The organism is Aurantiacibacter atlanticus (assembly GCF_001077815.2).
Lineage (GTDB): Bacteria > Pseudomonadota > Alphaproteobacteria > Sphingomonadales > Sphingomonadaceae > Alteraurantiacibacter > Alteraurantiacibacter atlanticus.
Genome location: NZ_CP011310.1, coordinates 1,940,835 through 1,962,561 on the forward strand (window position 1 = coordinate 1,940,835; position 21,727 = coordinate 1,962,561).

Sequence of the window (21,727 nt, forward strand, 5' to 3'; positions counted from 1 at the left end):
TGTCTGGGGGTTGGCGCAAATTCCTCTTAGATAAGAGATTGGCAGTGAAGCACATTTGCGGAGAATAAGGCGTGATCTGGAACAGGGCAGCTATCTATGGTGCAAACGGAGGTATTGGCAGCGCCCTCACACACGCGCTTGCTGCTGACGGCACAAGAATATTGGCCGGTTCGCGCAAGGGGGATGGACCTGATCTTCAGGGCGTTTCCCGTTTCGCGTTCGATCTGGCTGACGAGGATAGTATTGCTGCCTCCGCTGCGCTGTTGGCAACGGATCCTCCCGATCTCGTTATCGTCGCGACGGGGGTATTGACGTTACCGGATGGAAGCGGGCCTGAGCGCAGTCTAAAGCATGTCGACCCATCGGTGATGGACGCAATCTTCCGGCTGAATACAATCGGGCCGGCACTGATTGCAAAACACGTCCTGCCGTTGCTTTCACGTGACGCCCAATCGTGCTTCGTGGCTCTTTCAGCGCGGGTTGGTTCCATCAGCGATAACCGGATTGGTGGTTGGCATTCTTACCGCGCCAGCAAGGCAGCGCTGAATATGCTCATCCGCAACTTTGCCATCGAGATGCACCGAACGCATAATAAAGCAATTATTGCAGCGCTGCATCCTGGTACGGTGGACACTCAGCTGTCCAAGCCTTTCCAGTCAAACCTTCCCCAAGGCCAATTGACCATGGCTGACAGCGCAGCACGCAATCTGCTCAATGTCCTGACTCACCTAACACCGGAAGATAGTGGCAAGATTTTTGACTATAAAGGCGAGGAAATCGCGTCCTAGTCGTCTAGTCCATAGCGTTTGAGGCTGGAGGCAAGGATCGTTTCGATCAATTCCGCCTGCGTCCAGCCTGCAAGTGCAGCTGACCGTCCAAAGACCTTTTCAGACCATAAGTTGCAGTTAAGATTGAGCTCAAGGAAGGTCACTTCGCCCGTATCCTCATTCAATCGGAATTCAAACCGGCCATAATCGAAAGGGCGATATTCGGCCCATAATCGGCGCGTGCAATCGGCGATCCTCTTGGCGACTGCCTGATCGACAAACGGCTCCAGCGTATATTTCTGGCTACGATCGACGAGGTCGCGCTTCTCTTCATAAGTCCGCAGATGCGCGGGGTCCGCCTGCCTGAAGATCATCATCGGCAGGATTTCCGGGTCGTCCAGCGTGAGCACAGGCACTTCGACATCACTGCCGACGACAAAGGGTTCAACCAATGCATCGTGGCCCAAATCATGCACCCCTTCGATAGCCTGGCGGATATCGCCATGGGTGTGCGCATCCAGCACGCCCCAGCTAGCCGAAGAGGCATTGGGCTTGATGACAAAGCGCTCTCCTGCGGGAAATTGCGCCTCGTCAATCGGTGCGCCGCGGCGGAAGATCGCCCAAGGTGCCGTGGGAACGCCAGCATATTGTGCGGCTCGCTTGGCGAGGTGCTTGTCATCAGCGAGCCCGCGTAAGATTGGGCTGGCGCCAAGATAGGGCAGGCCTGCACGCTCGCACAGCAGCGGGCAAAGCATCTCCGAATTGAAAAATCCTGCCCTATTCAGCAATGGAAAAACGAAATCGACATCGGGTTTGTCAAACAGCGTATCAAATGTATCGGTAATCGTCAGATTGAGGCCAAGGTCTTCCAGGATCGCACGCATTTCCAGATGATAGGTAGCATGGTTGCCGTCCGCAGCCTTTCCCGCGCCATCCCATAGGGCATTCTTGGCGATGAAGAGTATGCGCAACCGTTCAAGCGCGGATTGCGAAATGCGTCTTGGAGGATGAAACTGGGACACAGATGCGACCTTATAAAAAAATGCTGTTTGGAAAACTTGGTCGCTGCATATATCGGTGAACCCGATAGGCAAACATTGATTGAAAGTCATGCTGGTTTGAATGCAGAATTTTTCTCATCCTTATCGGGTGATATTTCCCCCGATTCCCTTTTCAACCAGCTGATAGAGGCATTGACGAGCGGCGGTGACGCGCGGCTTGTGCTGGAAGCGGAGACAGGCCTTAATCGCTATTATTCAGCGCCCTATCCACGCGATGTTATTGCTTTTGCCAGCTCCACCGCGAATGATATTTCACGCCCCGCTTTCGATCACCTACTCGCCAAATGGGCGGCAGGCACCCCCGCATACAGCGAATGGCTGGATGACCTGCGATCCCGGATTCGCAGTGCATATTCGCTGAGTCGCAATGTCGAAATTGCCTTTGCGCCATCAGGGACCGATCTCGAATATGTGGCGCTGGCGGCTGTAGCGGGGCGATCTGCTGGCGGAATTCACAATATTCTTCTCGGCGCGGACGAAGTTGGAAGCGGCTGCATTTTTTCCGCGCACGGACGATATTTCGCGGAGACGACAGCACGCGGAATTGCCACGACAAAGGGCGACACCGTTGAAGGGCTGGAGACGGTTTCGCTCATCGACATCCCTGTTCGAGATGCAGAGGGGACGGCGCTCAGCAGCCGGCAATGTGTTGAGCGGATAAGACAGCAATTGCAGCAAGCGCAAGCTGCTGATCGCTTCCCTGTTGTCCATGTGGTGCATGGATCAAAAACCGGCCTTATCCTTCCCTCCAGTCATGATCTTGCCGAGCTGGCGTCTGAGTGGAAGGACCGGGCATTGTTTGTCGTAGATGCCTGCCAGGCGCGGATGCATGAAGATGTTGCAGCGCAATATCTTGACCTTGGCTGCATCGTGTTTGTCACCGGGTCAAAGTTCATGGGCGGTCCGCCTTTCAGCGGGGTGGCATTAATTCCGCGCGATCTCGTGGAGAAGGCTGCGCCATTGCCTGCAGGGTTCAGGAAGATCTTTCGCGCTGCAGAATGGCCATCGTCTTGGGTTGGCGGCGATGATCTGGCAGATGAAGAGAATGTTGGTCTTGCATTGCGGCTTGAGGCGGCGATCTTTGAACTGGAGCGCTACGTCGCCATTCCTCCTGCCGATCGGGAAGCGGTTATCGCGCTGTTTCGTGAATGTGTCTCCCAAATGGTTTCAGCTAATCTGGGGTTTGAAGAATTGCTGCCGCACCACCCCGATGAGCCGGAACGGGGTGAACGCCATCCTACTGCCATGCGAACGCTGACGACGCTTGACGTATCAAATCTCGATCAAGCGCCAACATTTGCAGCGGCACAGGCCATGCACCGTCAATTGGTTGATCATGGCGTGCGGTTGGGACAACCGGTGAAATGCATACGCCGGGAAGATGAAGAATGGGCCGGTACATTGCGGATAGGTCTGTCAATGCCGCAGATCAGCATGCTGGCGAGATTGTCGAGTTCTGAGGCAAAAAATCTACTGGAAGAAGACCTTGCGCGCGTGGCCAGGGCTATCCAAAGGCTCGGCTGATCAGGCCCTGATATCCGTGGGTCGACGGATGGGCAGCAATTGCTCGCAAATGCTCAAAGTGCGTTCATTATCGACATCGATTGCAAGACCGCCATCGGCAAAAACGACAGCTTCTATCTCGACTCCGAAGCGGCGACTGATACGGCGCATGGCACCCTTGATGCTCACAAGTTTCAGCTTCATCAGCAGAATGTTGAACAAGCCAAACGCGCGCACCAATCGTCCGGGATTATTCATGAATTGCCCGCCTTCGCGAAACGTCTCCGCCGCGGCAAAGGCCTTGCGATTGGCAAGCGCATAAATGTTGCAATTGGCATAGCCTGCATCGCGGAGCTGGTAGAAGCGGCGCTGACCTTCGGGGTGTGCGCTCAGCACCTGTTCCCTGGCGGCCAGGCCAAGCGCAGCGTCCGTTTTTCCCAAGGCATCTCGCATCTGTTCAAAGCCGGCTTGGGTCAGCAGCACATTGTCCGCCGTGGTGATAATGAAGGGTCCTTCTTCACCTTTTGACGCAGCGATAACGCTTTCGACGATGTTCGGATCGGAATCGATGAGGTCCACAGCGATACCGCGCGCGCGGAACGGCTCCAGCACCTTATCCACGTCTTGCTGCCCTTCCGGCTCCAGCACCACCCTGATCGCTTTAATGGCGGGCAGGGTGGTGATGGTTTCCATGACGTATTCGACAAGCGGTCGCCCGCAGATCGGCACGAGACATTTGTGGCTAACGCCTGCGCGCTCTGCAAGCGGGTTCACGACTCCTGTCCGCTGGGCGGCAAGGATGATGACCGTCACCGGCACTTGTGACATGGCTTCAGCTTTCCGTCTCGTGCTTCGTCAATTGCCGAAAGTACGCTGCCACCAGCCACCGCGACGAGGCGCTTCAGTCGCATCGTCTGCAGCGGCATTGTTAGCGGGAGCATCAGCAGCGTCAGCCTGACCATTTGCGTCATTGGCCGCTTCAGGTTCCTTGTCAGGTTCGGGTGCGGTCACTTCGGCCTTGGGCGCAGCAACCTTGGGCTCTGCTTTCTTCCGGGGGGCACGCTTGCGCTTGGGTGCTTCCTCGGCCTCAGCGGCAGGTTGTGCTTCTGCCGCTTCGTTAGCTGGAGCCTCTTCGACCTTTTTCTTGCGAGGTGCACGTTTACGCTTGGGCTTTTCCTCGGGTGCAGGCTCGGCAGTGACCTCATCCTCAGTTGCGCTGGTCTCATCACCGGTTGCTGCTTCTTCAACCTTCTTCTTGCGCGGTGCCCGCCTGCGCTTGGGCTTTTCCTCAGCCACGGGTTCTGCTTCAGGTTCTGCCGGTGGTGTTTCGCTTTCGGAAGTCCGTGCTACTTCGCCTTCAGGCTTGTCCTCCTGAGCATCGGCAGCACCATCTTCCGGCTTCCTGCGCGATCTACCGCGACCGCCCCGACGACCGCGACGTGGCTTCGCATCGCCATCGGCCTCCGCTTCGGCATCATCGGTATCGGAAGATTCGCCCGTGCCGGAGTCTTCCTCGACTTCAGCTTTATCTGACGTGGATTCTTCATCGGAATCCTCATTCGCGCGGTTCTTATTGCGGCCGCGTCCACCACGGCGACGGCGACGGCGCTTCTTGCGCTGCCCATTGTCACCTTCATCAGACGATTCCTCGATATCGTCATCTGCATCCTCATCCTCGTCAGAAACACCCTCTTCCTCCTCGTCATCGACGATGGGATCGAATTTGGGTGCTTCAGTTGGCTTCGGCCCAGAGGAGGAGACGCGCATCTTTGCGCCTTCGTCTTCGCCTTCAGGTTGCACTTCGACGGTAACGCCATAGCGGCTTTCGATTTCGGACAGGTCTTCACGCTTTGCATTAAGCAGATACACCGCCGCTTCGGTGGAAGCGTAAAGCGTGATGACGGTGCCTTTGCCTTTGGCCGCTTCGTCCTCGATAAACCGCAGGGCCGAAAGACCGGCGCTTGATGCTGTGCGAACAAGGCCGGTGCCATCGCAATGAGGGCATTGGCGGGTGGACGCTTCTAGCACACCGGTGCGCAGGCGCTGGCGGCTCATCTCCATCAGGCCGAAACCGGAGATGCGGCCAACCTGAATGCGTGCACGATCGTTTTTCAGCGCATCCTTCATCGCGCGCTCAACTTTGCGGACATTGGAATTGTGGTCCATGTCGATGAAGTCGATCACGACGAGGCCAGCCATATCGCGCAGCCTGAGTTGACGGGCAATTTCCCGCGCTGCTTCAAGATTGGTATGCAGGGCCGTCTGCTCAATCCCGTGTTCCTTGGTCGAGCGGCCAGAGTTGATGTCGATGGACACCAGCGCCTCTGTCGGATTGATGACCAGATAGCCACCCGATTTCAGCTGCACGACAGGTTCATACATGGCGGAAAGCTGGTCTTCCGCGCCATAACGCTGGAACAGGGGCACAGGATCGCTGTAAGCCTTCACGCGCCGTGCGTGGCTGGGCATGAGCAATTTCATGAACTGCTTGGCTGCCTTATAGCCATCTTCGCCTTCTACGATGACCTCTTCGATTTCGCGATTGTAGATGTCGCGAATGGCACGTTTTATCAGATCGGAATCAGAATGGATGACGCTGGGCGCGCTGGATCTGAGAGTGCGCTCACGAATTTCATCCCACAGTCTGGCGAGATAGTCGAAATCACGCTTGATTTCCGGCTTGGTCCGCGAAAGTCCGGCGGTACGCACGATCAGACCCATGGTCTTGGGCAGATTGAGGCCTGACACGATTGTCTTCAACCGCTTGCGGTCGGCGCCACTGGATATCTTGCGCGAAATGCCGCCGCCATGGCTAGAATTGGGCATCAGCACGCAATAGCGCCCGGCCAGGCTGAGATAGGATGTGAGCGCAGCGCCCTTATTCCCGCGCTCTTCCTTTACAACCTGGACGAGGAGCACCTGGCGGCGCTGGATAACGTCCTGAATCTTGTAACGGCGGCGCAGAGCCTGGCGTTTGGCGCGAGCCTCGTCAATTTCCTTGGCGCGGCTGCCCCGATTGCCTGAACCCTTGCGTCCGTTGCGGACACGGCCCTGCTGGCTGCGACCTCGGCCGCGTCCGCGACGCTTGTTGCCATTGTCCGTATCGCCCTCGGCAACGTCGTCATCTTCGCTGTCGTCATCATCGGAAGAATCGTCCTCGGCATCTTCGCCGTTTTCGACCTGTCCATCTTCGATAGTGGCAACATGGTCCTTTTCCGAAGTGTCGATTTCCTCGACACCGGCCTCGTCGTCATCATCACCATCGTCATCTTCATCATCAGCGTCAGATGCGAGGAAATTTTCGTCATCTTCTTCGGCCGCGCGCAAAGCGGCTTCTTCTTCCGCTGCGGCCTGTTCATCCGCAAGCAGGGCTGCGCGATCATCAGCCGGGATCTGGTAATAATCAGGGTGGATTTCACTGAAGGCCAGAAAGCCATGACGATTGCCGCCGAAATCAACGAAAGCCGCCTGAAGCGATGGCTCAACCCTGGTGACTTTGGCTAGATAGATATTGCCTTTTATCTGCTTATGTTCGGCAGATTCGAAATCGAACTCCTCAATCCGGTTACCCTTGAGGACCGCCACCCGTGTTTCTTCCGGGTGGCGCGCATCGATTAGCATGCGCGTTGCCATTTAATTTTCTCCAGGCAGGCCCCGATCCTTCGGATTGGCCGGTTGAAGCCGGTCCGATTGCGGGTAACTGCCGATATGTGTGAATCCCTGCCCATTTGCGCAGGGGAAGAATTATCGCCCCGTCGCCAATGATCCCCATGGGGTGATGGCGAGCGGGAGTGCGAAACGTATTTGCCGGAACGCGAAGGCGCAGTGTTTGCATATGCGCTGATAGAGCCGCAGCAGCCACACGCCCTTGCGGACGTGATCTGGCGAACTGACTCTTGCTTTGCATCGCGGCATCAACCTGTAATTTGAACCGGTATGGCGAACCGCCAATCCGAGTGGGTCGGTAATTAGTTGCACCGACATCTATTTGCTAGCATCCGGGGAAACTATCGGCAACCTTGTTGCGCGCTCTGGCAAATTTCCCTTGGGTCCGCGATCTACGGAGCCGTCGCCGGATTGACGGCAGCTAACAGCAGCTCCCTTTTTTGCGGAGCATCGCAGATTGAGGATGTGGCCAGACATCGTGCCCTATCGCTTCCAGATCGGCCTGTTGCTCGCTTTTCCCGTTGCGATGGCTGCGGCAATTTATCTCTTGGGACTGAACGTGCCGTTGCTGGGGCGCTCTTATGTCATTACAATGCCTCTACCCGCAGCTGATAATCGGCTTGACCTGCCGGAAATCCTTGGCCCCGCCGATCCTTCGCGCCCGCTCGTAGTAATCGATGCAGGGCATGGCGGCCCCGATCCCGGGACAGTGGGCGAAGCCTATCGAGAGAAGGACGTGGTATTGGGTCTTGCCCGCGTGTTGCAAGAAAGCCTGCTTGCCAATGGAGGCATCAGGGTCGCCATGACCCGCGATGATGACTCGCTGATTGTCCTTGATGAACGTGCCGAGATCGCCCGCGCACTGGATGCCGACCTGTTCATTTCCATCCATGCCGATTCGGCAGGAGATCGCGAAGCCGTGGAAGGGGCGACGATTTACACCTTGTCCGAAACCGCATCTTCCGAGGCGGCGGCAGTTTTTGCAGAGCGCGAAAACAACGCCGACATCGTCAATGGCGTGGATCTATCGGGAAATGACGAAGCTGTGAATTCCATTCTGGTAGAGCTTTCCCAGCGACTGACATCGGAGAAATCGGCCGGTTTCGCATCTCTGATTGAGCGTGAAGGCGAGGGGATATTGCGCTTCCATCCACAAACGCGGCGTTCCGCTGCGCTTGCGGTGTTACGCGCACCTGATGTCCCGGCCGTTCTATTTGAAGCAGGGTTCATTTCCAATCCGGAAGAAGCCCGCGTGCTGGCATCGCCGGAGGGCCAGCGACAATTCGCCACGGTACTGACGCGCGCCATCCGAATCTACTTTGCGCGACAGGCAGAGTCGCAATAGAACTCGGCTCGGTAATGGCAGGTCATTTCGACAAGGCGCACGCATTCATTGTGGCGCCAGCTTAATTCGCCATGCTAGGGCAACACCCATGAATGACGATCTTCCCGGTGAGGCCGAGAGCGGCCAAGGTATTACCCGGCGCATTTCGCGCGGGGGGCAGGGTGCTTGGGCCGAAATAAAGCAAGCCTGGGAAGCCCGGCGCTGGTTCCGTCTTCTGTTTTATGCACTGGGTGGCGGGTTATTGCTGGCCATTACCGCATGGTTCTGGCTGGCAAGCGATTTGCCCGGCGCTGAAACGTTGCTTGATTACGAGCCAAATCTGCCATCCGTCGTGCGTGGGATAGATGGGGAAATTGTTCATCGGTATGAACGCGAACGCCGTGTCGAGCTGCAATATCGTGATCTGCCCGCGCAATTGCTCAATGCTTATATCTCGGCAGAAGACGAAACGTTCTGGAGCCACAATGGCATCGATGCTGGTGGTTTCTTCAACGCGGTAATCGATTACGTGTCCAAGCTGGGTTCTGATGAACGCGCGGTGGGCGGCTCGACGATAACCCAGCAGGTCGCCAAGAACATTCTTGTCGGCAATGAATATTCGGTCACCCGCAAGCTGAAGGAAATGATCCTGGCGACGCGGATCGAAGGCGTTCTGGAAAAAGAAGAGATCATTACGCTCTATCTCAATGAAATCCCTCTTGGCCGCCGCAGCTTTGGTGTGCAGGCCGCCGCGCGCGCCTATTTCGACAAGGATGTCGATGAGCTGGCGCTGCATGAAATGGCTTATCTCGCCATTCTTCCACGCGCACCGGAAGAATACAGCCGTTCCGCCAATTTCGAAATTGCCCGCCAGCGCCGTAATCTCGTCCTCAGCCAGATGGAGGATAATGGGTATATCACCAATGGGCAGATGACTGCAGCGCAGGCATTGCCGCTGGGTGTGATCGACGGGCAGCGCCGGGTGCGTTCTGCCGATGCCGGTTATTTCCTCGAAGAGGTCCGTCGTGAATTGATGGAGAAATACGGGGAGGAGGCTGAGGATGGACGCAATAGCGTATATGCTGGCGGCCTTTGGGTGCGCACATCGCTCGATATTGAATTGCAGGATGCGGCGCGCAACTCCCTGCGGACAGCCATGATGCGCTATCACGGCAATAGGGGCTGGACCGGGCCATTGGCCACGATCAATCCTGACAATGGCGATCTGACCAATCAGCTGCGCAGTTCCTATCTTTCAGTCCGCTACGATGATTGGCGTATCGCCGTGGTGACACAGCGAAGTGGCGGATCGGCGACGATTGGCTTTGCGGATGGCACAGAAGGTCCGTTGACCTCCGCGCCTGATGCGCTGGCAGTCGGCCATGTCATTGCAGTATCGCCGCGCGGTGACGGCTGGCGAGTTCGCGCCGTGCCCGAAGTATCCGGCGGTTTTCTTGCAATGCAGCCTGAAACAGGGCGCGTTCTTGCCATGCAAGGAGGGTTCGACAGCCGCCTGAGCGATTTTAATCGTGCAACGCAGGCCAATCGTCAGCCTGGCTCCACCGTAAAGGCCTTGGTCTATGCGACCGGTCTCGACAATGGGATGACGCCGGCCACGATGATCCCGGATCGACAATATTGTTATTATCAGGGCAGCAATCTTGGTGAAAAATGCTTCACCAACTTCGGCGGCAGTCGCGGGGGCGGGGAATATCCAATGCGATATGGCCTCGAGCAATCGAAGAATCTGATGACAGTCCATATTGCAATGGATTCTGGCATGGAAAATGTCATCGACACTTTCCGCAAAGCCGGATTGGAACCTGAAGAAATAGAGTATCAGCCCTATCCCGCATATTCGCTTGGATCAGGGGAAACGACGGTGGAGCGGATCACCGGCGCTTATGCCATGCTGGCAAATCATGGCCGCCGTAATGAACCCACCGTGATTGATTTCGTGCAGGACCGCGATGGCAAGGTCATCTGGCGCGCGGACCAGCGTGAGTGCACGGGCTGCAACATGGAACAATGGGATGGCAGCGCCATGCCGCGCTTCGGTCGAACCGGACGGCAGGTGATGGACGCGCGAACAGCTTTTCAGACGGTGCACATGCTTACCGGCACAGTGCAGCGCGGCACTGCCACACGTTTGCGCGATCTCGATATCCCGATGTTTGGCAAGACCGGCACCAGTTCCGGCCCGACCAACGCGTGGTTCGTCGGCGGATCACCCGATATCGTGGCGGGGACCTATCTGGGCTTTGATACACCGCGCAATATGGGCGGGTGGATTCAGGGCGGCAACACCGCGGTTCCGATCTTCAAGCAATTCGTGACCGAGACACCAGATCACTGGAGCGGGCGACCATTTTCAGCGCCTGCGGGCGTGCGCATGGTCCGCATAAACAGGCGCTCCGGAAGTCGTGTGTTTGGCGGTTGGCCTACGGGAGAGCCAACTGCGGACGTGATCTGGGAGGCGTTCAAGCCCGATACTGAACCTCGCCGTACCCAGCGCCAGGATGAAATCGACGCGATGCGTCAGTTGATCCTCACACAGCTCCGGCGGCGGGAACGTGGTCCCTCGGCAGGGGCGACGGATGCTTCGGAAGAGCCTGCTGACTTTGCCGCGGAGCAGGGCGGAATTTACTGATCTGCGCCCGCCAGTCGCCGCCTGCGGTTTCGCAGCCCCTTCCGCAAACCCGCGCGCTGCGCTAGGCGCGCCGCTCAAACCTATCGGAGAATATTATCATGCGTGCCGAAGGGCAGGCCCATATCGACCGGATCGAAGCTGCACTCGCGCTCGTCAAGAAGTCGCTCAACTGGGAACAGGCCCTGCGCCGCCTCGACGAACTGGAGGCACGCGTGCAGGACCCTGACCTGTGGAATGACCCAAAGCAGGCGCAGGCGATCAGCCGCGAACACAAGCTGCTGAAGGATGCAGTGGAAACCGTGCAGGAAATTTCTGCCGAGATGACCGATGCCGTCGAATTCGTGGAAATGGGCGAAGCCGAAAATGACCAGAGCGTTATCGATGAAGGCCTGAGCACGCTCAAGGGCCTCGCTAGCCGTGCAGACAGGGACAAGGTCAATGCGCTGCTTTCGGGAGAGGCAGATGGTTCCGACACCTATCTCCAGATAAACGCGGGCGCAGGGGGTACTGAAAGCCAGGACTGGGCTGAAATGCTGCTGCGCATGTATGCCCGCTGGGCTGAACGGCGTGGCTTCAAGGTCGAGACTGTGGAATATCAGGCGGGCGAGCAGGCCGGCATCAAGTCAGCCACATTGCTGATCAAAGGTGAAAACGCATTTGGTTATGCCAAGACAGAAAGTGGCGTCCATCGCCTTGTGCGGATCAGCCCCTATGACAGCTCGGCCCGTCGTCACACATCATTCAGCAGCGTTTGGGTGTATCCGGTAATTGATGATGACATCAATATAGAGATCAACGAGGGCGATCTGAAGATTGACACCTATCGGGCTAGCGGCGCTGGCGGACAGCACGTCAACACCACCGATTCGGCGGTGCGCATTACCCACCAACCGACCGGAATTGTGGTTGCCAGCCAGAATGATCGGAGCCAGCACAAAAACCGCGCAACAGCGATGAACATGCTCAAGGCGCGGTTGTTCGAGCGCGAGATGGCAGAACGTGAAGCTGTGGCGGCAGGCGAATATCAGGAAAAGACGGAAATCGGGTGGGGCCACCAAATCCGCAGCTATGTCCTCCAGCCATATCAGATGGTGAAGGATCTGCGCACCGGCGTGACAAGCCCGACGCCTGACGATGTGCTTGATGGGGAGCTTGACGATTTCATCGCTGCTGCGCTCGCCCAGCGCGTCACCGGAGAAAAAGTCGATGTGGAGGACGTGGAGTAGGGCCGCGGTACTGCTTCCAGAGCTTTTGCCTTCCGCTTTGCCCTTCGTTAGACGCATGACCATGCAGAAAAGTGGTTTCATCCGGATCCTGGCGGGCGCACTTATGTGCATGGCCGTGTCCGCCTGCGATGTATCCGAAGATGATCGGCTTCCGACTTCGCGCGATTTTCCACGCCCCTATCGCCCGGTTTCGGCCACGGGCTCCAACGCCTTTTCTACCGAGCAGATACGCGATGATCGCCGCGAAGCTGAGACGGTCATGGACCTTGCCGCAATTACCGATGGCATGACCGTTGCCGATATCGGCGCGGGCGAGGGGTATTACACCGTCCGCCTTGCGGCCCGTGTTGGCCCCGAAGGACGCGTTCTGGCGCAGGATATCGACAATAGCGTGCTTGCTCGCCTTGGCAGCCGCGTTGAACGTGACCGGTTGGACAATGTCTCCGTCATATTGGGAGATACAGACGATCCTCGCCTTCCGTCAGGTAGTTTCGACCGCGTTTTCATGGTACATATGTATCACGAAATTACCGAGCCTTACGCATTCATCTGGCGGATGCGCCCGTCTTTGCGCGAAGGCGGGCAGGTTATTGTGGTCGATGTTGACCGTCCGGCGGACCAGCATGGTATCAATCCGCAGCTTCTGTTTTGCGAATTCGAAAGGGTCGGCTATCGGCTCGTCGAGTTCATACGCAACCCGCAGATTGCGGGCTATTACGCACAGTTCGAAGTGGCCGGCAAAAGGCCGGACCCACGCGATATAGAGCCCTGCGTTCAGCCGGGCGAAGATTTTAACGAGCTAACCATCAGCGATGATAGCTCTTCCGGGGAAGATAATGACGTTCAAGGGTCTTAAACCCATCAATTACGGTGGCCGTGAAGTCTGGCCGCTTATCGAAGGTGGCAAGGGTGTTTCGGCAACCAATCACGCCAGTTCCGGGGCCTGGGCGGCTGCTGGCGGCATCGGCACTGTGAGCGCGGTCAATGCCGACAGTTATGATGCAGAAGGCAAGATTGTACCACAGGTCTATGACCAGCTGACACGCAAGGAACGGCACGAACAGCTGATCCGCTATGCCATTGATGGCGCTTCGGAACAGGTGAAGCGCGCCCATGAAATATCCAATGGACAGGGCGCCATTAATATCAACGTGCTGTGGGAAATGGGCGGCGCGCAAGAAGTGCTGGAGGGCGTTCTTGAAGAAACGAGGGGTCTTGTCACCGGCGTAACCTGCGGAGCGGGCATGCCATACAAGCTGGCAGAGATCGCAGCGCGATATCAGGTGAATTACCTGCCGATTATCAGCTCTGCCCGCGCTTTTCGTGCATTGTGGAAGCGCAGCTATCACAAGGTTTCGGATTTGATGGCGGCAGTGGTCTATGAAGATCCGTGGCTGGCGGGCGGGCATAACGGCCTGTCCAATGCAGAAGATCCGCTGAAGCCGGAAGATCCCTTTCCGCGCGTTGCTGCCTTGCGTGATACCATGCGCAAGGAAGGTATTTCGGACGAAGTGCCGATCGTGATGGCAGGCGGTGTCTGGTTCCTGCGCGAATGGGAAAACTGGATCGACAATCCTGAACTGGGTCAGATTGCTTTCCAGTTCGGCACCCGCCCGCTGCTGACAGAGGAAAGTCCGATCCCGCAAGGCTGGAAGGATTTGCTGCGCACACTTGAAGAAGGCGATGTGCTGCTTCACAAGTTCAGCCCCACCGGCTTTTATTCGAGCGCGGTCAAAAACCCCTTCCTGTGGGATTTGATCCATCGTTCGGAACGGCAGATACCGTACAGCAAGGTGTCCGCTGGCGAACACACCGTGCAGCTTGATGTTGGCGTGAAGGGCAAGAATTTCTGGGTGACGCCCAAGGATCTGGAACGCGCACGAAACTGGGCTGCCGAAGGCCATACGGACGCGCTGAAAACGCCCGACGATACGGTCATTTTCGTTGCGCCGGACAAGCGTGCCGAAATCCGCAAGGATCAGGCCGACTGTATGGGTTGCCTATCACATTGCGGCTTCTCATCATGGAAGGATCACGATGATTTCACCACGGGCCGGCTTGCCGATCCACGCAGCTTTTGCATCCAGAAGACCTTGCAGGATATCGCCCATGGCGGCGATGTGAACGAGAACCTCGCCTTTGCCGGCCATGCCGCTTATCGCTTCAAGACCGACCCCTTCTATTCCAACAACTTTACGCCAAGCGTGAAGCAATTAGTCGACCGGATCCTGACCGGGGATTGATTTGATCGAAAACGCCACTCCGCCACCCTTACGCAACCTGTTGGGTGAAGTGCTGGCGTTTCCGCGAATATTGTTGAACCCGCTGCGCTTCCCGCGCGGCGGGGCGTAAATCGGTGATGGGCGCGCAGTAATCATCATTCCCGGCCTGGAGACTCTAGTCGATTTGCCAGCTACGCTCACCATGGCTGGCTATATCGAGGCCCTGCAGTTCATCATCCTCATTCACCCGCATCGGGATAAAGAGGCTTACGCCAACCGCGATCACAGCCGTAACCACTGCACTGAAAACGGCAGTGACAGCAATGCCTATTGCCTGCACGCCGACCATGCCTCCAATGCCGATGCCATCAGCAAAGCCGGTGCCGCCAAATTCTGGCGCCATGAATATGCCGAGCAATAACGAACCCAGAATGCCGCCCACGCCGTGAACTGCAAAGACATTGAGTGAATCGTCAATTTTCATGCGGCGCTTTATCAGCGTGATCATCCAGTAGCAGCCGGCAGCACCTGCGACGCCCAGCATGATTGCCGCACCCGGCGCGATGAAGCCTGCTGCCGGGGTAATCGTGACAAGACCCGCTATGGCGCCCGTGGCAAATCCCGCAGTGGATGGCTTGCCGACAACAATCTTCTCGATCATCAGCCACACCAGCGCAGCGCTTGCTGCTGCGACATGCGTATTGATTATCGCGGTGGAGGCATCGTCCGTTGCGGTCAGCGCGCTGCCGCCATTGAAGCCGAACCATCCTACCCATAAAAGCATTGCACCCAACAAGGACATGCCCGGCGCATGGGGCAGAAGGGCAGGGCCGGGAAAGCCTTGGCGCTTACCCAGAAGCAGGGCGATAACCAGCGCCGAAACGCCAGCTGTGCAATGAACGACAAGGCCGCCCGCAAAATCGGTGACGCCCAGCTGGCCCAACCAACCGCCGCCCCAGATCCAATGTGCCACCGGCGCATAGACCAGCAGCCCCCATAAACCGGTGAAGACGAGCACCCAGCCAAACCGTGCGCGGCCAACCCATGCGCCGACCATGAATGCGGGCGTGATCGCGGCAAATGTCATATGGAACAATGCAAATGTGCTCTCGGGCAGCGCCATGCCTTCGCGCAGTATCGTCAAGTTGATCAGCATCCATTTTGCACCATTGCCGATAAAACCGCCAACACTGTCCCCGAAGGCGAGCGTGTAGCCGACCATGATCCACAGAACCGAAGCAAGGCCCGCAACCGCGCCTATTTGCAACAAGACCGAGAGGAAGTTTTTTGCGCGCACCAGCCCGCCATAAAATAGACCGAGACCTGGGAAGCCCATCAGCAATATCAGTGCGCTCGCAGTGACGACCCAGGCCGTGTCGCCAGTGTCATTGCGTGCAATATTGGTCATGCTTGCGGCGAACAGGGAATGCGGGAGGCTTGCTCCGGCGACGATAACGGTCAGTGATAAGCCGGCTTTGCGTAACATCAATGTGCCCCCTCTGGCCCCCTTGCGGTGGGGTTGCGTCCCCCGTAGTGGCGGGAAACTCTCGTGGGGGCAAGACGGGCAAAGCCTGTTGCGGCGAATCCATCACCGGTCCTAAGACAGCATGCTATGTCGCGACTTCTCACCCTTGTCCTGTCTTTTTTTTGCGGAATTGCCACGCTTGCCATGTCTACGCCTGCGAGGGCGCAGGATGTGGATCTGCCCTATTGGGCAAGCATCTCTGCCGATCAGGCAAATATGCGGGCAGGGGCAAGCGAACGCTATCCGATAAAGTGGGTGTATGAGAGGCGCGGTTTGCCTGTGAAAGTGCTCCGGTCTTATCAGGGCTGGCGCATGGTTCGGGAGCCGGATGGCACCGAAGGGTGGATATTCAGTAGCCTGCTCAGCCGGCAACGCACCGCGATTGTCATCGGAGAAGATCTCGCCACCATGCATGAAAGCGGCTCTGAAAGCGCGCCGATGCGCTGGACTTTGGAACCGGGCGTCGTCGGGGTCTTGGGGGAATGCATCGAAAGCTGGTGCGAATTCAGTGTCGAACGGATGGCTGGTTGGCATCGTGGCTGGGTGGCGCAAGACAGGCTATGGGGCGCGGGCGAACCCTAGATCGCTGCTCAGCACGAAAAAGGGCGACTCGCAGGCCGCCCTTTTTATACGATATGAATTGAGATCAGCTGGATTTGTTCATGATGAAAGTCTCGCCATCCGGGCCTGTTGATTCGACAGTGCCATCTGCCTGGATTTCGCCCATCTCATAACATTCCGGAGCAGTTTCGCCTTCGACGTTGAAGCACAAGCCGTCGGCGCCATCGGTCCACGTGCCCACGCGGACGACTTCGCCATCCTGCGTGTCTTCAAAGGTACCGTCTGCTGCCAGTGTCGAGGCCCAGCTGCTGCCATCTTCACTCGTGCCCGAATAAGTGCCGGCATATTCGCTGACTGCCAAGGTCGGCGCTGTTTCAACTTCGGCTTCTACGGGCGTTTCAGCCTCGTTTCCGCCGCAGGCAGCCATGGTGAAAGCTGCGGCGATTGCGATGATCTTCTTCATGATGTCGTCCTGATTCTTGATGTGCACTGTTTGTCAAATGCTTGGGAAGCGTCTCGTGTTCCTCAGGCCAGTTCGACGGCTACGGCCGTTGCTTCACCGCCGCCGATGCACAATGAAGCGATGCCGCGTTTCTTTCCCTGCTGTTTCAGCGCATTGAGAAGCGTTACGATGATGCGTGTTCCGCTGGCACCGATCGGGTGGCCCAGTGCGGTGCCGCCGCCATTGATATTGATCTTGTCATGCGAGATGCCGATGTCCTGCATGGCGAACATGGTGACGCAGGCAAATGCTTCATTCACTTCCCACAAATCCACATCATCCACGCTCCAGCCGGTCTGTTCGAGTAGCTTCTCGATCGCACCGACAGGGGCGATGGTGAATTCTTCAGGGGCCTGAGCATGTGCAGTGAGGCCAATGATGGTCGCGACAGGCGTAAGACCCTTTGCATCAGCCACGCTTTTGCGCGTCAGCACTACAGCCGCAGCGCCATCGGAGATAGAGGACGACGTCGCAGCGGTTATCGTGCCATCCTTGGCGAAAGCGGGACGTAGCGTCGGGATCTTGTCTGGTCGGCCTTTAGACGGCGATTCATCCGTATCGACTGTCACATCGCCACGACGTGTGGAATAAGTTACCGGAACCAGCTCATCAGCGAACGCTCCACTATTAATCGCTGCATTGGCGCGTTCGAGGGAAGTGATGGAGTAATTATCCATCTGCTCGCGGGTCAGCTGATATTTGTCAGCCATCTCCTGCGCGAAAGTGCCCATGGCGCGGCCTTCTTCATAGGCATCTTCCAGCCCGTCGAGGAACATGTGGTCATAAGCTGTATCATGTCCGATACGCGCGCCAGAGCGATGCTTCTTGAGCAAGTATGGGGCGTTGGTCATGCTTTCCATGCCGCCCGCAACGATCGTATCGATCGTGCCGGTTGCCAGCGCCTCTGCCCCCATGATGACGGTTTGCATACCACTGCCGCAAACCTTGTTGACCGTGGTCGCCTGCGCACTGAGCGGCAGACCTGATTTTATCGCCACCTGGCGCGCCGGGGCCTGACCAAGGCCGGCGGGAAGTACACAGCCCATGTAAACACGATCAACGTCTTCGCCAGCAACGCCAGCACGTTCGATCGCGGCCTTAACAGCTGTTGCACCCAGATCGGTTGCAGCAACGTCAGCCAATGCGCCCTGCATCGCGCCCATCGGGGTGCGCGCATAAGAAAGGATGACGACGGGATCGGATTCGTTGAACTTAGGCATATGAAGCTTGGTCCTCTGGATGTGGGTATATCGACTTTCCAATTGCAATACGCCGCGCACCCGCGCTTGGCAAATGCCTCATGGAGAGGGGAGGGAAGGTTGTTATTACGTGTCGTTATGTAAACTTTGATAAACCAAGTATTGCCATTAGAGCGTAAAATTATTGCATTCTTGATAGATAGGTAAATCAACAATTCTTACATGAAGAGAGCGATAGAATATCTGCGCAAAATTTGAATAATTGCGAGACGTTGTTTACTCTCCCAAGTAGGGGCTATTTTTCAGCGCGCTAAATAGGTGTTCTCCATAATATTGGAGATGGCCAATGCGACATTTGCGGGAAGGGCAGAATCCTGCAGTAGCGGCAAATTTTGCGAAGTTCGCATAAGCGCAGGCCGCAACTGGGGGAAAGCACAGGGCAACAGTCGGAAATTGGCCGTTAGTTGCCTTGCATGATGGCGGGGCATTGCCTAGACGCGCGGCCAACCCATCAGCAATTCCGAGTCCACCTTGGTCGATCTCACTGAATACCTTCCGATCTTGCTGTTTTTAGGCATCGCTGCGGCCTTGTCGACGGCATTTGTGCTGCTACCCATGGGCGTGTCGCGCCTGACGGGGAGCCACAATCCCAATGCGGCAAAGCTATCCGAGTATGAATGCGGCTTTCCCGCTTTCGAGGATCCGCGCAGCCAGTTCGACGTGCGCTTTTACCTGATCGCGATTCTGTTCATCATTTTCGACCTCGAAGCAGCGTTTCTGTTTCCGTGGGCCGTTACGCTTGATCTGACCGGCTGGGCCGGTTGGCTCACCATGGTGATCTTCCTTGGAGAACTCGCCATCGGACTTGCCTATGCCTGGAAAAAGGGAGCCCTGGAATGGGAGTGAACGACCCCATCCCCGCCGCCCGCCCGGGTGAAGTTAAGCAGCCCGATGCGGACTATTTCAACGCGCTTCAGTCTGAGGTGAATGACAAGGGCTTCCTCGTCACCAGCACAGAAGATTTGTTCCAATGGGCACGCACCGGCAGCCTGTGGTGGATGACCTTCGGTCTCGCCTGCTGCGCTGTTGAGATGATCCATGTCAATATGCCGCGCTATGACATGGAGCGGTTCGGCGTCGCTCCGCGCGCTTCCCCGCGTCAGTCTGACGTGATGATCGTGGCAGGAACGCTGTGCAACAAGATGGCCCCGGCATTGCGCCGCGTTTACGATCAGATGTCAGACCCCAAATACGTCATCAGCATGGGCAGTTGCGCCAATGGGGGTGGCTATTACCATTACAGCTATTCTGTGGTGCGCGGCTGTGACCGGATTGTGCCGGTCGATATCTACATTCCCGGCTGCCCTCCCACGGCAGAGGCGCTGCTCTACGGCGTGATGCAATTGCAGCGCAAGATCCGCCGCGTGGGGACAATCGAACGATGAGCGTTCTGCACTCCGCCCCAAGAATCGCATCCAATGAAGGCAGGCTCGATGCGCTAGCGAAGGCGCTTGGCTCGATGCTGCTGGATTCGCTGGAAGATCATGGCGAGATCATTCTCACGGTAAAGCGCGAAAATATCGAAGACGCGCTGCGCCTGCTGCGCGACGATCACGCCTATCAGCAGCTCGTCGAGATCGCGGGGGTCGATTATCCGGGCCGTGCTGAACGGTTTGAAGTGGTTTACATGCTGCTGAGTCTGACGGAAAATCACCGCGTGATGGTGAAGGTTTCCACCGATGAGGCGACGCCTGTTCCCACGGTCACCACGCTTTGGCCCGTCGCAGGCTGGCTGGAGCGCGAGGTCTTCGATCTCTACGGCGTGATATTTGAAGGCAATAGCGATCTTCGTCGCATTCTCACGGATTACGGTTTTGAAGGGCATCCTTTCCGTAAGGATTTCCCGCTGACGGGGTATACCGAGCTGCGATATTCCGAAGAGGAACGCCGCGTTGTGTATGAGCCTGTCGAACTGGCGCAGGATTTCCGTACATTCGATTTCATGTCGCCCTGGGAAGGTGCGGATTATGTGCTTCCGGGCGATGAAAAGGCGGATTCTCCGCCAGTCGATGACCCCAAGACAACAGAAAAGGCATCCGAGACCGGAGCCGGTGCGAAAACTGATGCCAAGGCAGCTGAAAAAGTTAGTGACGCTGCGCCGGCGGAAAAGGATTCCGGCGTAGAAGATGCAGGCGCGCCCGATCCTACAGAGGACCGGAAAGACCGTGAAGAGCGCGAGGCAAGCGGCCGCGACACAAAAGGCGCGACGGAGCCTGACGAGAAGGAGAGCGGCGAATGAGCGGCTTGCAACTCGAAGAATCGCCGACCACCACCGGCGAACCCATCAGCAACTACACGATCAACTTCGGTCCCCAGCATCCGGCTGCGCATGGCGTGCTGCGCATGGTGATGGAACTGGATGGCGAAATCGTGGAACGCGTCGATCCGCACGTCGGCCTGCTGCATCGCGGCACCGAGAAGCTGATCGAATACAAGACCTATCTCCAGGCGCTGCCCTATTTCGACCGGCTTGATTACTGCTCCCCGCTGGCGCAGGAATACAGCTATGTTCTCGCTATAGAAAAGCTGCTCAATGTAGAGGTTCCCATTCGCGCGCAATATCTGCGCGTGCTGTTTGCGGAGCTGACGCGCATCTGCAATCACATGCTCAACATCGGCGCGCATGTGATGGATGTGGGCGCGATGACGCCCAACCTGTGGGTGTTTGAACTGCGCGAGGATTGTCTCAACTTCTTTGAACGTGCTTCGGGCGCACGCATGCACAGCGCCTATTTCCGCCCCGGCGGCGTGCATCAGGATGTGCCGCTAAAGCTGCTCACTGATATTGGCGATTGGGTTGATGGCCGTCTGCCTGAACTTTTCGGCGATGCTATGAGCCTGGTGCAAGACAACCGCATCTTCAAACAGCGCAATGTCGATATCGCGCATGTATCAAAAGAGGATGCGATTGCATGGGGCTTTTCCGGCCCGATGATCCGCGCCGCCGGTATTGCGTGGGACCTTCGCAAATCGCAGCCTTATGATGTGTATGATCGGATGGACTTTGAAATTCCCGTCGGCACCAATTCGGATTGCTATGATCGCTTCATGGTCCGCTGCGAAGAAGTGTATCAGTCAGCCCGCATCATCAAGCAGTGTCTTGCCGAGATGCCCGAAGGCCCGATCGCGACCGAAGACCGCAAGGTTGCACCGCCCAAGCGCGCCGAAATGAAGCAGTCGATGGAAGCGCTGATTCACCACTTCAAGCTCTATACCGAAGGTTTCCGCGTGCCTGCGGGTGAAGTGTATGTTGCGACAGAAAGCCCCAAGGGTGAATTTGGCGTCTATCTGGTGAGCGATGGGTCCAACAAACCCTATCGCTGCAAAATCCGCCCGACTGCGTTCTCGCATCTGCAGGCTATGGATATGATGACCAAGGGCCACATGCTGCCTGACGCGACCGCCATTCTGGGCGCTATTGACGTTGTGTTCGGGGAGTGTGACCGGTGATCGGCATGACC

The 21,727-nt window shown here is 57.1% G+C and carries 18 protein-coding genes; 12 read left to right on the forward strand and 6 right to left on the reverse strand.

Translation table 11 applies throughout. The annotated features are described in order from the left end of the window. Nucleotides 1–71 precede the first annotated feature (71 nt). Nucleotides 72–788, forward strand: coding sequence for an SDR family NAD(P)-dependent oxidoreductase (locus tag CP97_RS09380; protein WP_048885717.1), 717 nt, complete (start codon nucleotides 72–74; stop codon nucleotides 786–788). Here the strand turns inward: CP97_RS09380 and CP97_RS09385 are convergent. Then, complete coding sequence (locus CP97_RS09385; RefSeq protein WP_048886897.1) at nucleotides 785–1,789, reverse strand: D-alanine--D-alanine ligase family protein; 1,005 nt, start codon at nucleotides 1,787–1,789, stop codon at nucleotides 785–787. The genes CP97_RS09380 and CP97_RS09385 overlap by 4 nt on opposite strands. A gap of 36 nt (nucleotides 1,790–1,825) precedes the next feature. Between CP97_RS09385 and CP97_RS09390 the strand changes: the two genes are divergently transcribed. Then, nucleotides 1,826–3,352 carry an aminotransferase class V-fold PLP-dependent enzyme gene (locus CP97_RS09390; RefSeq protein WP_227819569.1) on the forward strand — a complete coding sequence of 509 codons (1,527 nt, stop codon included), beginning with the start codon at nucleotides 1,826–1,828 and terminating at the stop codon, nucleotides 3,350–3,352. On the opposite strand, the gene CP97_RS09395 is transcribed toward CP97_RS09390, so the two are convergent. Continuing rightward, nucleotides 3,353–4,159 (reverse strand): NTP transferase domain-containing protein, encoded by an 807-nt coding sequence (locus tag CP97_RS09395; protein ID WP_048885719.1) that lies wholly within the window; start codon nucleotides 4,157–4,159, stop codon nucleotides 3,353–3,355. It abuts the gene before it with no gap. 27 nt (nucleotides 4,160–4,186) lie between these two features. Then, on the reverse strand, nucleotides 4,187–6,964 hold the full coding sequence (locus tag CP97_RS09400) for an Rne/Rng family ribonuclease (protein WP_048885720.1): 2,778 nt from the start codon (nucleotides 6,962–6,964) through the stop codon (nucleotides 4,187–4,189). 496 nt (nucleotides 6,965–7,460) lie between these two features. Between CP97_RS09400 and CP97_RS09405 the strand changes: the two genes are divergently transcribed. The 5 genes from CP97_RS09405 to CP97_RS09425 all read left to right on the forward strand — a co-directional run bounded on the left by CP97_RS09405 (nucleotide 7,461) and on the right by CP97_RS09425 (nucleotide 14,440). Continuing rightward, nucleotides 7,461–8,342 (forward strand): N-acetylmuramoyl-L-alanine amidase family protein, encoded by an 882-nt coding sequence (locus CP97_RS09405; RefSeq protein ID WP_053106618.1) that lies wholly within the window; start codon nucleotides 7,461–7,463, stop codon nucleotides 8,340–8,342. Between the two features lie 88 nt (nucleotides 8,343–8,430). Continuing rightward, entirely contained in the window at nucleotides 8,431–10,971 is a 2,541-nt protein-coding gene (locus tag CP97_RS09410) for a penicillin-binding protein 1A (RefSeq protein ID WP_048885721.1), read from the forward strand. Nucleotides 10,972–11,069: 98 nt separating this feature from the next. Continuing rightward, nucleotides 11,070–12,197, forward strand: coding sequence for a peptide chain release factor 2 (gene prfB, locus CP97_RS09415; protein WP_048885722.1), 1,128 nt, complete (start codon nucleotides 11,070–11,072; stop codon nucleotides 12,195–12,197). 55 nt (nucleotides 12,198–12,252) lie between these two features. Continuing rightward, nucleotides 12,253–13,053: a class I SAM-dependent methyltransferase gene (locus CP97_RS09420; protein WP_227819570.1), complete on the forward strand. Its 801-nt coding sequence runs from the start codon at nucleotides 12,253–12,255 to the stop codon at nucleotides 13,051–13,053. Beyond that, nucleotides 13,034–14,440, forward strand: coding sequence for an NAD(P)H-dependent flavin oxidoreductase (locus tag CP97_RS09425; RefSeq protein WP_048885723.1), 1,407 nt, complete (start codon nucleotides 13,034–13,036; stop codon nucleotides 14,438–14,440). Before CP97_RS09420 ends, CP97_RS09425 begins: the two co-directional genes overlap by 20 nt. Nucleotides 14,441–14,594: 154 nt before the next feature. On the opposite strand, the gene CP97_RS09430 is transcribed toward CP97_RS09425, so the two are convergent. Beyond that, nucleotides 14,595–15,905 carry an ammonium transporter gene (locus tag CP97_RS09430; protein ID WP_048885724.1) on the reverse strand — a complete coding sequence of 437 codons (1,311 nt, stop codon included), beginning with the start codon at nucleotides 15,903–15,905 and terminating at the stop codon, nucleotides 14,595–14,597. Between the two features lie 126 nt (nucleotides 15,906–16,031). On the opposite strand from CP97_RS09430, the gene CP97_RS09435 reads away from it, so the two are divergent. Next, the gene (locus CP97_RS09435) at nucleotides 16,032–16,526 is read left to right on the forward strand and encodes an SH3 domain-containing protein (protein ID WP_048885725.1); all 495 of its coding nucleotides are present in this window, start codon (nucleotides 16,032–16,034) and stop codon (nucleotides 16,524–16,526) included. A 64-nt stretch (nucleotides 16,527–16,590) separates the two neighbouring features. Here the strand turns inward: CP97_RS09435 and CP97_RS09440 are convergent, their stop codons facing one another. Together CP97_RS09440 and CP97_RS09445 are read right to left on the reverse strand one after the other, a co-directional pair. After that, entirely contained in the window at nucleotides 16,591–16,968 is a 378-nt protein-coding gene (locus tag CP97_RS09440; protein ID WP_149036454.1) for a hypothetical protein, read from the reverse strand. Nucleotides 16,969–17,030: 62 nt separating this feature from the next. Then, nucleotides 17,031–18,227: an acetyl-CoA C-acyltransferase gene (locus CP97_RS09445; protein WP_048886900.1), complete on the reverse strand. Its 1,197-nt coding sequence runs from the start codon at nucleotides 18,225–18,227 to the stop codon at nucleotides 17,031–17,033. Between the two features lie 510 nt (nucleotides 18,228–18,737). On the opposite strand from CP97_RS09445, the gene ndhC reads away from it, so the two are divergent. From ndhC to CP97_RS09465, 4 genes are read left to right on the forward strand one after another with little or no spacing between them, the layout of a single operon-like run. After that, nucleotides 18,738–19,112 (forward strand): NADH-quinone oxidoreductase subunit A, encoded by a 375-nt coding sequence (ndhC, locus tag CP97_RS09450; RefSeq protein ID WP_048885728.1) that lies wholly within the window; start codon nucleotides 18,738–18,740, stop codon nucleotides 19,110–19,112. Continuing rightward, on the forward strand, nucleotides 19,103–19,651 hold the full coding sequence (locus CP97_RS09455) for a NuoB/complex I 20 kDa subunit family protein (protein ID WP_048885729.1): 549 nt from the start codon (nucleotides 19,103–19,105) through the stop codon (nucleotides 19,649–19,651). The genes ndhC and CP97_RS09455 overlap by 10 nt, the downstream gene beginning before the upstream one ends. Continuing rightward, nucleotides 19,648–20,505, forward strand: coding sequence for an NADH-quinone oxidoreductase subunit C (locus CP97_RS09460; RefSeq protein WP_048885730.1), 858 nt, complete (start codon nucleotides 19,648–19,650; stop codon nucleotides 20,503–20,505). The genes CP97_RS09455 and CP97_RS09460 overlap by 4 nt, the downstream gene beginning before the upstream one ends. Then, on the forward strand, nucleotides 20,502–21,716 hold the full coding sequence (locus tag CP97_RS09465) for an NADH-quinone oxidoreductase subunit D (RefSeq protein ID WP_048885731.1): 1,215 nt from the start codon (nucleotides 20,502–20,504) through the stop codon (nucleotides 21,714–21,716). Before CP97_RS09460 ends, CP97_RS09465 begins: the two co-directional genes overlap by 4 nt. Nucleotides 21,717–21,727 lie beyond the last annotated feature (11 nt).